A 16,834-nucleotide genomic window follows, 5' to 3' on the forward strand; every position below is an offset into this window, starting at 1 on the left:
GAACATAGTGTTGTTAATAACAGGACTAGTGCTGTTTGTAATAACTAGGTACAACGATTTAATAATGATTTGTTGACGAATTTTGGATAATGGAGAAAGACGTGAAGCGAGTAATAATTGTTGTGGTTTTAATACTTGCCACTGTAGGCGGCTGGCTCCTATGGCAGAACCTTCAAGCACCTGAACTGCCGGAAGGTCTCGCTTCGGGGAATGGACGTATTGAAGCGGTACAGATTGATATATCAACAAAAATCGCTGGGCGTGTAGAGACGATCTCTGCGAAAGAGGGCGACCTTGTTGAGAAAGGGCAAGTCGTTGCAACGATTGATACTGCTCAACTGCATGCTCAATTGTTACGTGCAGAGGCGGTCATTGCGAGTGCCGAAAGCCAAGTAGCAGCGGCAGAGGCATCTATTGCACAAGCTAAGGCTAAGCTTATTCTTGCCGAACAGGAACTGAGTCGCGCGCGGGAACTGGTGAAAAAAGGTCATACCAGTAAAGAGTCTTATGACACCCGTGTAAGTGAGGTCGCTGTTGCTAAGGCAAATCTGAATGCAGCTAATGCCACATTGGTATCGCAGGAACGTAATGTTGATGCGGCACGGGCAGATGCACAGGGAATCCAGACACAGATTGATGATGCCGTCTTAGTCGCGCCAAGTTTAGGACGAGTATTGTATCGCCTTGCGGAACCCGGTGAAGTATTAGGCAGTGGCGGTAAAGTGTTAACACTAGTGAATCTTGCTGATGTTTATATGGAGACCTTTCTGCCCTCATCTCAGGCCCATCGTGTTTCTATCGGTGCTGAGGCGCGGGTGAAGCTAGATATTCTTGATGTAGCGATTCCAGCAACGGTTAGCTTTGTTTCCCCCGAATCCCAATTTACACCAAAAGAGGTGGAGACAGCGAGTGAGCGAGAAAAGCTCATGTTTCGTGTCAAAGTGCGCGTGCCTGAAACTCTAGTACAGGCGTATATAGACCGTGTAAAAACAGGGGTGCGAGGTGTAGCTTATATTCAGCTTGCTCCACTACCGGGCGAAGCGCTACCTGAGTGGCCAGCATTCCTCCAGAAGCTTCCAGCAAAAATTAATCCAGATAACATTAGTAACCACTAGCGGGTGCCAACCATGGCTGAACAGGATCGTCCGATCGCTCGTATTCAGGGTGTTACACATAGCTACAAAAAGGTCCATGCCGTTGATGATATAACGCTGGATATTCCTTCTGGTTTAATGGTTGGTTTATTGGGTCCCGACGGTGTTGGTAAGTCGACTTTGATGGGGCTGATCTCTGGCGCGCGTAAATTGCAAAAGGGGCATCTTGAGGTGCTGGGCGGTGATATGACTTCGGTCGATCATCGAAAAACTGTTGGCCCTGGGATTGCCTATATGCCCCAAGGGCTAGGTAAAAACCTGTATGCAGAATTAAGTGTTGAAGAGAATCTCGACTTCTTCGGTAAGCTTTTTGGCCAAAGCACAAGTGAGCGTAAAACACGCATTGAGCGATTAACTAAAGCAACGGGGCTACATCCCTTCCTCTCCCGACCTGCAGGTAAGCTGTCAGGGGGGATGAAACAGAAATTGGGTCTTTGCTGCTCGCTGATTCATGATCCTGATCTGCTAATATTAGATGAGCCTACCACGGGCGTAGACCCCCTATCTCGGCGTCAGTTTTGGGCACTGATCGCAACCATTCGTAAAGAACGTCCTAATATGAGTGTACTGGTTTCCACCGCCTATATGGATGAGGCAGAGGGTTTTGATTGGCTGGTGGCTATGGATGCCGGTCAAGTACTTGATACAGGTACGCCAGAGAGTTTAAAAGAGAAAACCGGCGCTGAGGATTTGGAAGCGGCGTTTGTGCGGTTGTTGCCTGAAAGTAAACGTGGTGACATGAGTGAATTGGTTATTCCACCTTTAGAAGAAAAGGGTGGGGAGCCCGCGATTGTCGCTAAAAATTTGACCCGCCGTTTTGGGGATTTTACCGCGGTTGATAATGTTAGCTTTGAGATACAAGCGGGTGAGATTTTTGGTTTTCTTGGCTCAAACGGTTGCGGTAAAACAACGACGATGAAAATGTTAACAGGATTGTTGCCAGTTTCAGAAGGCGAGGCCTATCTGTTTGGTCATTCTGTTAATGCGGATGATCTGGAAACCCGCAAACGTGTTGGTTTTATGACTCAGGCATTCTCCCTTTACGGTGAATTGAGTGTCGAGCAAAACCTAAAATTACATGCCCGCTTATTCCATTTAACACCGGAGAAAACCGCTGAGCGTATTAATACCCTTGTTGAACGTTTTAGTTTGCGTGAGCATCTGGGTGTATTGGCATCATCCTTACCTTTAGGTATTCGTCAGCGCCTTTCTTTAGCGGTTGCAGTTATCCATGAGCCGGAGATGCTGATTCTTGATGAGCCTACATCGGGTGTAGATCCTATTGCGCGAGATGGGTTTTGGGAGTTGTTGGTTGAGCTCTCACGGAAAGACAAAGTAACAATTTTTATCTCCACCCATTTTATGAACGAAGCGCTGCGCTGTGATCGTATATCACTTATGCATGCAGGACGGGTACTGGTTTATGATGAGCCCAAGCACTTGGTTGAGGCAAAAGGAGCTGCTTCGTTAGAGGAGGCCTTTATTGGTTACCTTGAAGACGCGATCGGTGATAAGAGTGATGAAGCGAATAATGATAGTGCTATTCCAGCCACCTCACTAGCTGAAACCGCTGTAGGGTTGAGCGATGTTGAGCTCCCTCAGTCGTCAGAGACAAAAAAACAAGGGTTTAGTCTAAACAGGCTGCTTGCATATAGCTATCGCGAAATTATGGAGGTGATGCGAGATCCAGTGCGTATGGCGTTTGCCTTTCTTGGTAGCTCTCTGTTGTTGATTGTTATCGCATATGGCATCTCATTGGATGTTGAAGATTTAACTTATGCTGCACTCGATAATGATAAAACCCCCGAAAGTCGTGAATATCTGAGTAACTTTGAAGGCTCGCGTTATTTTAGTGAACAACCGGCGTTAACCAGTAAAGAGGAGCTTGAACGGCGGTTGAAGTCCAATGATATTACCTTAGCTATAGAGATCCCACCGGGCTTCGGTCGCGACCTTAAAAAAGGAGAAACACCGAGTGTTTCAGCGTGGATCGATGGCGCTAATACCACTCGAGCAGGCACTATTGCCGGTTATGTCAGCGGTGCACATATTCATTATCTGACCCAATTAGCGACGAATGCAGGTGTTGATGCAAGTGCGGTCTCAAAAGTCACGCTTGAGCCACGCTATCGTTATAACCCTTCGTTCGAGACCATCTACTCTATGGGGCCGAAGACTCCAGCTATGTTGCTATTACTGTTTCCAGCGATTTTGATGGCGGTAAGTATGGCAAGGGAGAAGGAGATCGGTACTATCACCAACTTTTATGTCACACCAACAAGCCGATTTGAATTCTTGCTTGGTAAGCAATTGCCCTATATTGCGATTGGTATAGTCAACTTTATTATTTTGACCTTGCTGGTGGTGTTTCTGCTGGATGTGCCTCTGAAGGGGAGTCTATTAGGTTTATCATTAGGAGCACTGTTCTATATTTTTGCTGCGACTAGCTTTGGTTTATTGATCTCAACTGTTACAAAATCTCAAGTGGCGGCGGTTTTTGCTACGGCTATTCTCTCCATTATGCCGACAATTAATTTCTCTGGTTTAGTTCAACCGACCTCTACTATGGAGGGGGGCGGACATCTAATCGGTCTATTGTGGCCCGCAACCTATTATATGCATCTGAGTGTAGCCGCGTTTACTAAAGGATTAAGTTTCTCTGAATTGATGGGGGATATTCTTCTACTTGCTGTGTTTGGGCCGATTTTAGTCATTATTGCGGCTACATTTTTGAAAAAGCAGGAGGCCTGAAGATGAAAACTTGGATCAATATCTTCTGGCTTGGTATTAAAGAGCTGCGTAGCGTTTTTAGTGATCTAGTGATGGTCATACTGATCATCTATTCGTTTAGTTTAGCAATCTATTCGCAAGCTACAGCGACCAGTGAATCAGTTAATAATGCCTCTATTGCGATTGTTGATGAAGATCATTCGACACTTTCGCGTGCTATTGCAAACGCCCTTTATCCGCCTTATTTTAAAACGCCCGAACTTATCTCGCCTGCTGAGATTGATGCGTCTATGGATCTGGATCGGTTTATGTTTGTTGTCCAAATCCCGCCACAATTTGAGGAAGATGTACGCCGAGGCCGCCAGCCTAGTGTTCAGATCGATATTGATGCCACGGCGGTGACTCAAGCCAGTTTAGGTAACAGTTATATTCAAAATATTGTTGTTGATGAGGTTAATCACTTTATCAACCGTTCTGATGAAACAACAGTTTATCCCGTGACGTTAGTCCAGCGCCGCGCTTTTAATCCCAATGGTACAGGCATGTGGTTTGGCGCGATTAATGCGCTGATTAATCAGATATCTATGATTACCATTATACTCACCGGGGCCGCACTGTTGCGTGAGCGTGAACATGGCACTATCGAGCACCTATTGGTAATGCCGCTAAGCTCGTTTCAGATCGTGATGTCTAAGGTTTTAGCTAATGGACTCATTATTCTTGTTGCCTTTTCTCTGTCTATGCTCATCGTTGTAGAAACCATTCTGGATGTACCGATTAGTGGATCCCGTTTTCTGCTGGTGGGAGGGACAACTATTTATCTATTTGCTGCTGCCGCTATAGGCATTTTCTTAGGCACTATAGCGCGTACTATGGCGCAGTTTGCGTTGTTGATGATTATGGTGATCATACCTATAACTATGCTTTCCGGTGGTCTAACGCCAATTGAGAGTCAGCCTGAAATTATCCAGCCGGTGACTTGGTTCTTACCTTCCCGTCACTATATGTCATTTGCTCAGGCAGTGATCTTCCGTGGCGCTGATATCACAATTATTTGGCCCCAACTGCTGATTATGATAGGTCTAGGTAGTATCTTTTTTAGTGCTAGTCTTGGGTTATTTAGACGTTCCATCGCTGTTAGTCGTTAATCTGCAACAGATTGAATGATGCGATGCACAATAAACTTCTCTAAAATTGGATAAGAAACAGCTATAAAATTAATCTCGCTCAATGTCGCGCTGCAGCATTTTGACTATACTCTTAACATATAGAGAGCAGAATGTTCCATAAGATATAAGAGGGATTGAAGATGGAATCGCACGGGTTAGAGCAGTCTGGTAGTAATCAGACCGATCAGGCAGGTGAAGTTAAGGCAAAAGAGCAAGGGGAGGCAAGTACAGCTTGTCATGCTAGCTTTGCTCATAAAGACCCTACAGATTATTTTACTCAACTGTTGGGTAAAGATTCATACTATCCACTTTCTTTTCAAGAGACGCTGGATAAGAGTGTTAACGCATCTATAGCGCGTTTTACGGGGGGGCTTTCTCCGAGCGGCTTATCCGCGGCTTATACTGACTGGGCGGCTCATCTTGTTACAGCACCGGGCAAGCAGATTCAACTGTTTGAAAAAGCGCTTAAAAAAGCCATACGTCTGGCAAATTATGCAGGTTTTTGTGCGCCGGGCGTTAATCCTGAAGCGGCATCTCCTTGTCCCTGTATCGATCCATTACCTCAAGACAAAAGGTTTAGTGGAGAGGCGTGGCAGAAATGGCCCTACAATCTCTTTTACCAATCTTTTTTGTTAAACCAGCAATGGTGGTACAACGCAACAACGGGTGTGCGAGGGGTTACTCCGCAGCATGAAAATGTGGTTGAGTTCGCAACGCGACAAATCTTAGATCTTTTCTCTCCCTCCAACTACCTGTTGACCAATCCTGAATTGCTGGAACAAACACAAAAAGAGGGCGGGCAGAACTTACAGCGGGGAATGCAAAACTTCCTAGATGACCTACAGCGCATGCTTAATGATCAAAAACCCGCGGGCACAGAAGGGTTTCAAGTCGGCAAAAATCTCGGGATCACGCCGGGCAAGGTGGTTTATCGTAATCGCTTAATAGAATTGATTCAGTATGATGCAGTGACTGAAAAAGTTCATCCTGAGCCTATTTTTATCGTCCCAGCATGGATCATGAAGTATTACATTCTTGATCTTTCACCAGGGAATTCCCTCGTTAAGTATCTGACAGAACAGGGCTTCACTGTATTTATGGTGTCTTGGAAAAATCCAGACCATGATGATCGTGATCTCGGTATGGATGATTATCGTACCCTCGGTATTATGAATGCATTAGCGCATATAGATAAGATTACAGGAGGCCAACCTGTTCATGGGGTAGGTTACTGTCTCGGGGGAACATTACTTTCTATTGCCGCTGCAGCGATGGCACGTGATGGTGATGAACGGTTTAAAAGTCTTTCTTTATTTGCCGCCCAAACGGATTTTACCGAAGCGGGTGAATTGATGCTGTTTATCAATGAGAGCCAGGTTACCTTTTTAGAAGATATGATGTGGGAGCAAGGCTACTTAGATACTAAACAGATGGCTGGAGCTTTCCAACTACTGCGTTCCAACGATCTGATCTGGTCACGTATGGTGCATGATTACCTAATGGGTAAACGGGCTAAGATGAATGATCTAATGGCGTGGAACAGTGATGCTACTCGTATGCCTTACCAGATGCATTCCCAGTATCTTCGTCAACTTTTCTTAAATAATGCACTGGCTGAAGGCCGATATATTGTCGATAGCCGGCCAATTGCAGTTTCTGATATTAGAGTCCCTATTTTTGCAGTCGGCACTGAACGAGATCATGTGGCTCCTTGGCGTTCGGTTTATAAACTTCACCTTCTTGCTGATACCGATGTGACTTTCCTATTGACCAGTGGAGGGCACAATGCCGGTATTGTTTCTGAGCCGGGTCACCCCCGTCGCCGTTATCGCATAGCAACACGTAAACATGCCGATCGTTATCAAGATCCTGATACATGGTTTGCTGAGCATGAAACACAAGATGGATCTTGGTGGCCTGAATTAGCCGATTGGTTGAAGGAACGCTCTGGTGATTTAATTGAGCCCTCCTTTAATGCGGAAATAAAGCCGATTTGTGATGCACCGGGTACTTATGTTTTGCAAGATTAAGGGGATGAATCATGCTTAATGATCTGCATACTGCTTCTGAATCCGATCAAGTTAATAGTGGGCTCACATCTAAGGAAGCCGAGCTGCGGTTAACTGAGCAGGGCGCTAACGAAATCATCGAACAGAAAGAGAGCGCGTTACGGAAAATCCTCTCCTATTTCTGGGGGCCTATCCCTTGGATGATTGAAGCGGCGGCTGTACTCTCTGCACTGGCTCAGGACTGGCCTGACTTTTTGATTATTCTAACTATGTTAGCTGTGAACGCCGGGGTCGCCTTTTGGCAGGAGCGTAAAGCGGATAATGCAGTTGAACTCTTAAAGAAAAAACTCGCTACTTCAGCGCGGGTACTGCGTGATGGCAGTTGGCATGATCTTCCTGCGCGTGAGCTTGTTCCGGGTGATCTTATCCACCTAAAGCTGGGTGATGTGGTGCCCGCTGATGTTGAGTTGTTGAAAGGCGCAGGCCTTTCCATTGATCAGTCCGCTTTGACGGGTGAATCACTACCCGTCGAAAAAAATGCTAAGGATGTGGCTTATTCTGGTTCCATTGTACGCCTTGGTGAGATGACCGCTGTCGTAACAGCGACAGGAATGCGAACCTATTTTGGTAAAACGGCTGCATTGGTCGAGCAGGCAGGCGCACCGTCACATTTTCAGCAGGCAGTATTAAAAATTGGTAACGCCTTAATCGTGGCGACATTAGTATTGGTTGCCGTGATTCTTACCTACGGTTGGTTCCGGGGTGATCCTCTGCTTGAAACCCTACAATTTTCGCTTATCTTAACGATCGCTGCGATTCCCGTGGCACTGCCCGCTGTGTTGTCGGTTACTTTAGCCGTTGGTGCAATGACATTAAGTCGCTTAGGCTCCATTGTCTCCCATTTAGCTGCGATCGAAGAGCTGGCGGGGATTGATGTGCTCTGCTCAGATAAAACGGGAACTTTGACCCAAAACCGATTAGTGGTGGGAACGCCGGCGTTGGTCGAAGCAAAAGAGACGGAACAGGTGTTATTCGCCGCCGCACTAGCCTGTGAGCCAGAGAGTAATGATCCGATCGATAGCTCTATTCTTAGTGCTCTAGACCATGCCGAAAATTTAGGTAAGGCTAAGGTTGATCTCTTCACGCCGTTCAATCCCGTGAGCAAAATTGCTGAGGTAGAGGTAACGCTGGAGAGTGAAAAACGTTATATAGCTAAAGGGGCTCCACAATCTATCTTAGCTTGGGCACAGGCATCGGACGAGACGCAAGCCGCGGTAGAAAAGCAGATTGACACATTGGCAGCGGATGGTTATCGCGCTCTGGCGGTAGCTGAACGTATAGGTGATCAGCCAGCGCAAGTGCTAGGTTTGTTACCCCTTTATGATCCACCCCGTGAGGATAGTGCGACTACAATTTCTGCACTTAGGAGGTTAGGTGTAGCGGTTAAAATGGTCACAGGTGATCATATTGCTATCGCTCGACAGATTGCTGGAAAGTTAGGTATAGGTAGTAATTTCATCACCGCTGACAAGGCATTTTCTAAAGAGCATAAAATGACGGCAAGCGAGATCCTTGAGCGTGATGGCTATGCTCAGGTTTTTCCTGAACATAAATTCGAGATAGTGCAAACCTTACAGTCCAGCGATCACTTAGTGGGTATGACCGGCGACGGTGTAAATGACGCCCCAGCACTACGTCAAGCGGATGTAGGGATTGCGGTCAGCGGTGCAACGGATGCAGCACGGGCCGCAGCTGACTTAGTATTAACTGAGCCGGGTTTAGGCGTGATTCGCAGTGCAGTTGAGGAGGCGAGACGCATTTTTGAGCGCATGACCGCCTACGCTATTTTTCGTATCAGTGAAACGGTTCGCGTTTTACTGTTTATGACGCTCTCCATTCTTGTTTTCGATTTTTATCCAGTGACGGCAGCGATGATTGTATTGCTGGCGCTACTCAATGATTTCCCGATCATGATGATCGCTTATGATAACGCTAAGCCTGCGCCGCATCCTGTGCGCTGGGATATGCATAGAGTCCTGGTTCTTTCGAGTGTTCTCGGTATCTTGGGGGTTATCTCTAGTTTTGGTCTGTTCTGGATTGCTGAATCAATTTGGGAGTTACCACGTCCGACCATTCAAACATTGATCTTTCTTAAATTACTGGTTGCAGGGCATCTGACCATTTACTTGACCCGTAATAATGGTCATTTTTGGGATCGTCCATTTCCGAGCCTTAAACTCTTTATCACAACAGAGTTGACTCAAGTGGTTGGAACATTCGCCGCTGTTTACGGATGGTTTGTTGAGCCTATTGGTTGGTCGATGGCGCTAACGGTTTGGGGCTATGCGCTGGCTTGGTTTCTTATTAATAATATGGTTAAACGCTTAGTGCTACGTAATATTATAAATACTAATCAAGCTTAAATTAGGTGATAAATTTTTACGTTAAGTCGCGTTACACAGATAAAAACCACCGTAGCGATACGGTGGTTTTTTTATGGATTTAGCTAAGGGCGTTAATTAGTTGCGAATCAGGTAATCAAACGCGCCGAGAGCTGCGGTTGCACCCGCGCCCATGGAGATAATGATCTGCTTAAACGGCACTGTTGTAACATCACCTGCAGCAAAAACACCGGGTAAGCTTGTTTGACCGCGGCTATCAATCACGATCTCACCTCGATCACTTAATTCAAGGGTGTTCTTCAAAAAGTCGCTGTTAGGTACTAAACCAATTTGGACGAAGATACCGGCAACATCAACTACATGACTTTGATCGGTTTTGCGGTCTTTATAGCTTAGACCTATTACTTTGTTACCATCACCAAGCACCTCAGTGGTCATCGCATCTTTAATGATAGTAATGTTTGGCAACGATTCCGCTTTTTGAACTAATACCGCATCGGCACGCAAGGTATCGGCGAACTCCAGCACGGTTACATGCTCAACAATACCAGCAAGATCTATAGCCGCTTCGATGCCGGAGTTACCCCCACCAATCACGGCAACAGGCTTACCTTTAAAGAGCGGACCATCACAGTGAGGGCAGAAGGCGACCCCTTTAGTTTTGTACTGCTCTTCGCCTGGTACGTTCATTTCGCGCCAGCGTGCGCCGGTCGCTAAAATGACCGATTTAGCGGTGAGAACAGCACCGTTTTCTAGCGTCACTTGTTTGATCTGTTTGCCATCTTCACCGACAATATCGAGAACCTCCACCGCCCGTTGGTTGGTCATTACGTCTATATCGTATTCTTTAACGTGCTCTTCTAATCCGGCTACGAGTCGAGGGCCGTCGGTGGCTTTAACCGATATGAAGTTTTCGATAGCCATGGTATCCATCACCTGACCACCAAAGCGGTCAGCAACAATACCGGTGCGAATACCTTTACGCGCAGTATAAATAGCGGCTGATGCCCCCGCAGGGCCACCCCCGACGACTAATACATCAAAAGGTGCTTTGGCGTTTAGTTCGGCGGCTTGTTTTTCCTCAGCACTATCATCAACCTTATTCAGAATTTCTTCTAAGGTCATGCGGCCATTACCGAAAGGTTCGCCGTTTAGTAGAAGAGTCGGTACTGCCATAATGCCTTGTTCTTCCACTTCTTTAGGGAAGACACCGCCATCAATCATGGTGGCGGTGATATTCGGATTGAGAACCGCCATCAGGTTAATCGCCTGAACCACATCTGGACAGTTATGGCATGACAGCGAGATATATACCTCAAAATTTAACGTCTTAGATAGACTTTTCGCCTGTGCCTGTAGCCCAGCCTCTTCCTTACTTGGGTAACCACCCGCTTGTAGTAAAGCTAAGACCAATGAGGTGAACTCATGACCCATAGGTACACCAGCAAAGGTTACGCGTGCTGTTTCACCTTGCGGACCCACCGCCATACGTGGCACACGGCCTGTATCATCGGTTTTAATGGTCAAGGTTATCTTGTCTGAAATCTCTGCAATTTCTCGTGCGAGTGTTTCCAGCTCTTTAGATTTTGGTGTTTCGTTGGTAGACACCGTCAACTCAATCGGATTATCGATCTTCTGAAGGTAGGTGCCCAGTTGTTGTTTCATGTTGCTATCTAACATAAATCACCGTCCGGATTGAATTGAGTTAAAAATATGTGAGTGTGGAGTTCCCACCATCAACAGGCTTGTTCACGTCGATGGTGGGTGTCTCTCTTTGGTTATGGCAGGCCTTAGGTAAAGGCGCCCATTACCGGTATCGGATTAGATTTTGCCGACTAGATCAAGAGAAGGAGCCAATGTTGCTTCACCTTCTTTCCATTTAGCTGGGCATACTTCACCAGGGTGAGCTGCAACATACTGAGCCGCTTTAATTTTGCGCATCAGATCATCTGCATCACGACCAATACCTTCCGCAGTAATCTCCATCGCCTGAATTACACCTTCTGGATCGATTAAGAAAGTTGCACGGTCAGCTAGGCCTTGGCCTTCACGCAGTACACCGAAGTTGCTAGTAATCGTGGCTGTTTGATCGCCTACCATGTAGTAGTTAATAGTGCCGATAGCATCAGACGTGTCGTGCCATGCTTTGTGGCAGAAGTGTGTATCAGTAGAGACAGAAAACACTTCAACACCCATTTTCTGAAGCTCTTCATATTTGCTAGCAAGATCTTCTAGCTCAGTTGGACATACAAATGTGAAGTCCGCTGGGTAGAAAAAGAAAACAGCCCATTTACCGATAACATCCGCTTCAGTGATCTCGACGAATTCACCTTGTTTAAAGGCAGTTGCTGAGAAAGGCTTGATAGTTGTATTAATCATTGTGGTAACTCCAGTCGTTAAATATGTGGGCAAGCTATCTGCTTGGGAACGAGATCTATGATGCATGATTGGATGGAATAGATTAAATTGATTGTTTTTAATGAGACAATAGTAATAATCTATCAATTGATTTAAAGGCGTAATTAAGTGAAGTGTTAATGCTTATTAGGCAACGCGCAAATGTGTAGAAAGGTTTGGCAGGAAGGTAGAAAGAACTAGATCTACCGTCAATCAGTAACTGATTGATACATAGGATTTAATCCTTTCTTTTTATTTCTAAGCTTACAGCCCTAATTTCTCGGCTACGTAATCAGCATCTTTATCGCCCCGGCCTGATAGGTTGACTAAGATTGTTTGATCTTTTGAAAGGGTCGGTGCTTTACGCATGGCCCAAGCGACGGCATGGGAGCTTTCTAAGGCGGGGATGATGCCCTCTATACGAGAGAGTTCCATAAAGGCATCTAAGCATTCTTGGTCCGAAGCGGTTTCATACTGTACGCGGCCTAAGTCTTTTAAGTAGCTGTGCTGTGGGCCTACACCAGGATAGTCGAGTCCAGATGCGATGGAATGGACTGGCATAGGTTCGCCATCTTCGGTTTCTAGTACGTAACATTTCATGCCATGTAGGGTGCTAGGTTTACCTAGGGTGAGTGTGGCTGAGTGCGCTTGAGTGTCGAGACCTTTACCGGCGGGTTCAATTCCCACAAGGTTGACGCTGTCATCATTAAGAAAAGCGCTAAACATGCCCATTGCGTTGGAACCGCCGCCAACACAGGCGGTGACATAGTCGGGTAGGTGATTGGTTTTTGCTTGGAACTGTTCGCGGGCTTCTGTACCAATAATACTCTGAAAATCCCTGACCATTTTAGGAAAAGGGTGGGGGCCGACAACTGAGCCTATGGCATAGATGAAGTTCACTGGGTCTTTTAGATACTCTTCAAATGCACTGTCGACGGCATCTTTCAAAGTGGCGGTGCCACGGGTAACGGGGATTAATGTACATCCTAAAATCTTCATTTTGGTGACGTTAGGGTGTTCTTTTTCGATATCTACTTGGCCCATATGTATTTCACAGGGAATACCGACAAGGGCGCAGGCTGTTGCGAGTGCGACGCCGTGTTGACCTGCACCGGTTTCAGCGATCACTTTAGTTTTACCCATAAATTTAGCGAGTAGGGCTTCACCTAGACAGTGATTAATTTTATGAGCGCCGGTGTGGTTTAGGTCTTCACGTTTTAAATAGATCTGAGCGCCACCGAGCTTTTCGCTTAAGCGTTTCGCGTGGTAGATAGGGCTTGGACGACCTACATAGTCAGCGAATAGTAGATCAAGTTCTGCTTGGAATTCTGGTTTTTGGCGAATCTCTTCATAGGCATCGTTAATTTGGTCCATGATCTGTTTTAGTTCTGGTGGTATCTCTTGGCCACCAAACTCACCAAAAAAGCCTTCTTTATTGGGCATCTCTGCGTAGGTAAATTTACTCATCTTCTATCCTATGATCCGCTGCGTCGCATATTTTTTATTAGAGTTTAATATATTAACTTTATTATAAAGAGCTTAAAGCTCAATTAAACCACCTGAGAAATTCAAAAACCGCTGTGGCTTAAAGCCAACAGCGGTTTTGTTGATCTATGCCGTGATTTAATGTTGATCTGGCTTATAGCCTATACGTACTCCGCCCCAATGTTTGCCGTTAACAAAGATTGGCACCGATAGATCATGCATGATTTCACCGGTGTCGCGTTTGTAAGTTTGTAGAAGCATAGTGTCGGTATGGGCTCCACAGCGGGCTCCGGTTCTATCATTAAAGATGCGCTTACTACGGCTTTTTACTAGATCGGTTTCATAATCGCCGGATAAAGCGTGAGCAAACTGATTATTATGGGTAGGCACAAAGCCATTAATATCCGTAGCAATTACATAGATCAGTTTTTCATGGCTGTTAAGCGCAGGCTCTTGGATATTAGGTAGGATTTTGTCGGTTAATTGATCAAATGGAGTTGTGTGTTTTTGAGGGTTTGAACCTTCAACAGGGGTGTAAGTGTGATCAAATAGTGCTGACTCAGATATTTGACCTTGAGATATAGCTTGCTCGAAGGCCGCCGAAACTCGGTTTGCAGTGTCCCGCGCAATATGGAAAAAGGGCTGGTGATAGTTTTGTTCTGAGGCGGCAGCTAAAATGGAATTAGATTTTTCAGCAGCTTCCATCAAAGAGGCTGCTTGCGTTGCTAATTGAGAGACTTCAGCATCGCTTCCTTCTAACTCATGGCGAACATTTTGCAGTGAGTTAAAGATAACCTCAAGGTTTTGCCGGTTGTTTCTTGCCCCTTCCGCGATGGTGGAAATTTGCTGTTCAACATTTGAAGATTGTTCTGAAATGCCGCCTAATTGATCGCTAACCTTTTCCATAGCGATGGTGCCGCTTTCTACATTGTTAGAAAGGGTTTGAATATTACCAACCACTTGTTGGGTTTCTGCGCGTATTTCATCCACAATCAGTTCTACTTCGCCGGTTGCACTGGCAGTACGTGAGGCTAATTGCCTTACTTCATCAGCCACTACGGCAAAGCCGCGGCCATGATCACCTGCTCGAGCGGCTTCAATTGCTGCGTTAAGGGCTAGCAGATTGGTTTGTTCGGCAATCTCTTCGATCACTCGGGTCACATCTTGTATTTTTTGTGATTTTTCGTTTAGTTGCTCAATTAATACTAAGGTTTCTGTGGCTTGAGAGTTTAACTCTCGAATATCAACCATCGCTGCAGTTAATGCTTGTTGTCCTTCTGAACCCGTCTCTTTTGCTTGGATAGCCATTTGAGCTGCCAGTTCCGCCTGTTGCTCTGATTGCTGTACAGTCACTGTCATCTCTTCAGCGTTAGTGGCTATTTGTGTTACCTCTTGCACTTGGTTGTCTAGCTGAGCTTTAAGGGTATCCGCTGAGAAGGATACTTCCGCTGCTGAAATTGCATTAGCATTTGCGCTGTTGGAGAGTTTACCGCTGATATTTTCGGTATTTGCTTGCTTTGCAAAAAAGTCACCAAAAAAATAAGGCAGAAGTTTTAATTGATCAAATTTAGCCTCTTTTGCGTGCATAATTTCATTTGCCATAGGCCCTAATAAAATTTTGTGTATAACTAATATGGACGTTAGGGAGGCTAAAAGCGCGCTACAAATTAAAGTTATTAACGATTGGTTATCCGCACCTATGGCAAAAGCAGCACCAGCAGCCAATCCTGTAATAACTAGAGCGGATAAAAAACTTTTAGTGTAAAAACCAAACAAGGAACCGTTCATATACTTTCCTTAGTAGCTTAGTGAATAGATATTATTTATGGCTAATAAAACAATGATGTATATGGAATATAGCATTAGGCATTATCTGTAAATGCTCTACTTTAGTATTGGCTGTTTGGATCAGAAGTATTGGATAGGGGGTATGTCAGGCGTTTGTTTTAGATCGACTTTTTTAGAGATACTCGCTTAGTGATCGAATTCAAACCCTAATTGGGTTTCTTGACGAGCAACATGGCGAAATCCTTGACTCTTGAGTTGTTTGCGAATTTCCCTGACGATCAGTCGCGCATCTTGATATGATGTACTAACTGTCTGGTTGCAGGCACTTGTATTCTCGGCGTTGTTGCCCCAGCTTTGGCTGACAACCCAATCGCCGATCAGGTCTTGGTACATTCTTACAATGTAATATTCCTGATGTTTTTTCCAACGAATGATCAAGTGCGTGAGATCCAATCAATAGAAGTGGCTCGAGCCACTATTTTTATTCATGTATGTAGTTTAAAACCGCGAATTGAGCCTGAACTGAGCCTGTTTGTAAAGTCTGGAGACTGATAAATTGCGTAACAGAAAACTAAATATTTTAGCGGATGAAAATATGCCTCAAGTTGAGGCCATTTTTTCTCGTTTTGGTAAGGTTATTCTGAAACCCGGCCGAGATTTATCGCCTAAGGATTTACATGATATTGATGTACTGCTTGTCCGTTCAATTACACAAGTTAACGAAGCGCTTTTAGCCTCAAGTCCGGTTAAATTTGTCGGTACGGCAACTATAGGTACCGATCATATTGATCAGCATTATTTGGAGAGTAAAGGTATAGCTTTTAGTAATGCGCCGGGCTGTAATGCTGATGCCGTCGTGGAGTATGTGCTGAGTTGTTTGTTTCTTACTGCTGAATGGCAAGGCTTTGATCCTAAAGACAGAACTTATGGCATTGTTGGCGTAGGGAATGTTGGAGGACGTTTACAGCGACGTTTACTAGCACTAGGTTATAAAGTGCTCGTGAATGATCCTCCTAGAGCTGAGTCAGAAGAGGGGTTTATTCCTCTACATAGTTTGTTAAAACAAGCGGATGTTATCTGTTTACATACGCCGCTCACGCAAGAGGGAGAATATCCAACACAGCATTTGATCTCTGATCTTGAGCTAGGGATGATTCAAAATCATGCTATCGTTTTGAATGCAGGACGTGGCCCCGTAATTGATAATCGAGCCTTGCTTGATATAGGGAAAAAACGCCTAGGGCTCACATTTATCCTCGATGTATGGGAACATGAGCCGGTAGTTAATGCCGCGTTAGCTGAGCGTTGCGCTATTGTGTCACCACATATTGCCGGTTATAGCTTTGATGGTAAAATTCGTGGCACATTTATGCTTTATCAAGCTCTGTGTCAGTATTTGGATCAGCCTTGCGAAGAATCATTCGAAGCGTTTTTGCCTCAGTCTGAGTTAGCCTGTGTAGAGCAGGGTGATCTGAGCATATTGGAGTTGATGGAAAAAGTGTATGACCCGCGTATTGATGATTATATGCTGCGACATACTCTGACGTTACCCGAAGCGGAGCAAAAACAGGCCTTTGATCAATTGCGAAAACAATACCGCGCAAGGCGAGAATTTTCTTCGCTTAATGTTGCAGGCGCAGAGAACCCAGATCAAATTGAGGCCATAGGTTTCAAGTTAGCCGCTAAAGGTTAACTCACTT

The 16,834-nt window shown here is 45.4% G+C and carries 11 protein-coding genes; 6 read left to right on the forward strand and 5 right to left on the reverse strand.

What is annotated here, in order from left to right; all coding sequences use genetic code 11:
* Positions 1-101: 101 nt before the first annotated feature.
* The 5 genes from ACOQOE_RS07255 (at position 102) to ACOQOE_RS07275 (ending at position 9,485) form a co-directional block, all read left to right on the forward strand.
* Positions 102-1,115, forward strand: coding sequence for an HlyD family secretion protein (locus tag ACOQOE_RS07255; protein ID WP_197468013.1), 1,014 nt, complete (start codon positions 102-104; stop codon positions 1,113-1,115).
* A gap of 12 nt (positions 1,116-1,127) precedes the next feature.
* The gene (rbbA, locus tag ACOQOE_RS07260; RefSeq protein ID WP_067864418.1) at positions 1,128-3,905 is read left to right on the forward strand and encodes a ribosome-associated ATPase/putative transporter RbbA; all 2,778 of its coding nucleotides are present in this window, start codon (positions 1,128-1,130) and stop codon (positions 3,903-3,905) included.
* 2 nt (positions 3,906-3,907) lie between these two features.
* The gene (locus tag ACOQOE_RS07265) at positions 3,908-5,032 is read left to right on the forward strand and encodes an ABC transporter permease (RefSeq protein ID WP_067864421.1); all 1,125 of its coding nucleotides are present in this window, start codon (positions 3,908-3,910) and stop codon (positions 5,030-5,032) included.
* A gap of 161 nt (positions 5,033-5,193) precedes the next feature.
* Complete coding sequence (locus ACOQOE_RS07270; RefSeq protein WP_082792361.1) at positions 5,194-7,083, forward strand: PHA/PHB synthase family protein; 1,890 nt, start codon at positions 5,194-5,196, stop codon at positions 7,081-7,083.
* An 11-nt stretch (positions 7,084-7,094) separates the two neighbouring features.
* Positions 7,095-9,485 (forward strand): plasma-membrane proton-efflux P-type ATPase, encoded by a 2,391-nt coding sequence (locus ACOQOE_RS07275; RefSeq protein ID WP_420555334.1) that lies wholly within the window; start codon positions 7,095-7,097, stop codon positions 9,483-9,485.
* A 96-nt stretch (positions 9,486-9,581) separates the two neighbouring features.
* On the opposite strand, the gene ahpF is transcribed toward ACOQOE_RS07275, so the two are convergent.
* The 5 genes from ahpF to ACOQOE_RS07300 form a co-directional block, all read right to left on the reverse strand.
* A complete protein-coding gene (ahpF, locus tag ACOQOE_RS07280) occupies positions 9,582-11,144 on the reverse strand; it encodes an alkyl hydroperoxide reductase subunit F (protein WP_067864425.1) in 1,563 nt (520 codons plus the stop codon).
* 141 nt (positions 11,145-11,285) lie between these two features.
* Complete coding sequence (gene ahpC / locus ACOQOE_RS07285; protein WP_067864428.1) at positions 11,286-11,843, reverse strand: alkyl hydroperoxide reductase subunit C; 558 nt, start codon at positions 11,841-11,843, stop codon at positions 11,286-11,288.
* Between the two features lie 282 nt (positions 11,844-12,125).
* Positions 12,126-13,328 carry a tryptophan synthase subunit beta gene (gene trpB, locus ACOQOE_RS07290; protein WP_420555335.1) on the reverse strand — a complete coding sequence of 401 codons (1,203 nt, stop codon included), beginning with the start codon at positions 13,326-13,328 and terminating at the stop codon, positions 12,126-12,128.
* A 156-nt stretch (positions 13,329-13,484) separates the two neighbouring features.
* Complete coding sequence (locus tag ACOQOE_RS07295; RefSeq protein WP_067864443.1) at positions 13,485-15,134, reverse strand: methyl-accepting chemotaxis protein; 1,650 nt, start codon at positions 15,132-15,134, stop codon at positions 13,485-13,487.
* Between the two features lie 186 nt (positions 15,135-15,320).
* Positions 15,321-15,572, reverse strand: coding sequence for a hypothetical protein (locus tag ACOQOE_RS07300; RefSeq protein ID WP_231867945.1), 252 nt, complete (start codon positions 15,570-15,572; stop codon positions 15,321-15,323).
* 118 nt (positions 15,573-15,690) lie between these two features.
* Between ACOQOE_RS07300 and pdxB the strand changes: the two genes are divergently transcribed.
* Positions 15,691-16,827, forward strand: coding sequence for a 4-phosphoerythronate dehydrogenase PdxB (gene pdxB, locus ACOQOE_RS07305; protein WP_420555336.1), 1,137 nt, complete (start codon positions 15,691-15,693; stop codon positions 16,825-16,827).
* Positions 16,828-16,834: the final 7 nt, after the last annotated feature.

Source organism: Neptuniibacter marinus, from assembly GCF_965223595.1.
In the GTDB taxonomy this organism is placed as follows: domain Bacteria; phylum Pseudomonadota; class Gammaproteobacteria; order Pseudomonadales; family Balneatricaceae; genus Neptuniibacter; species Neptuniibacter marinus.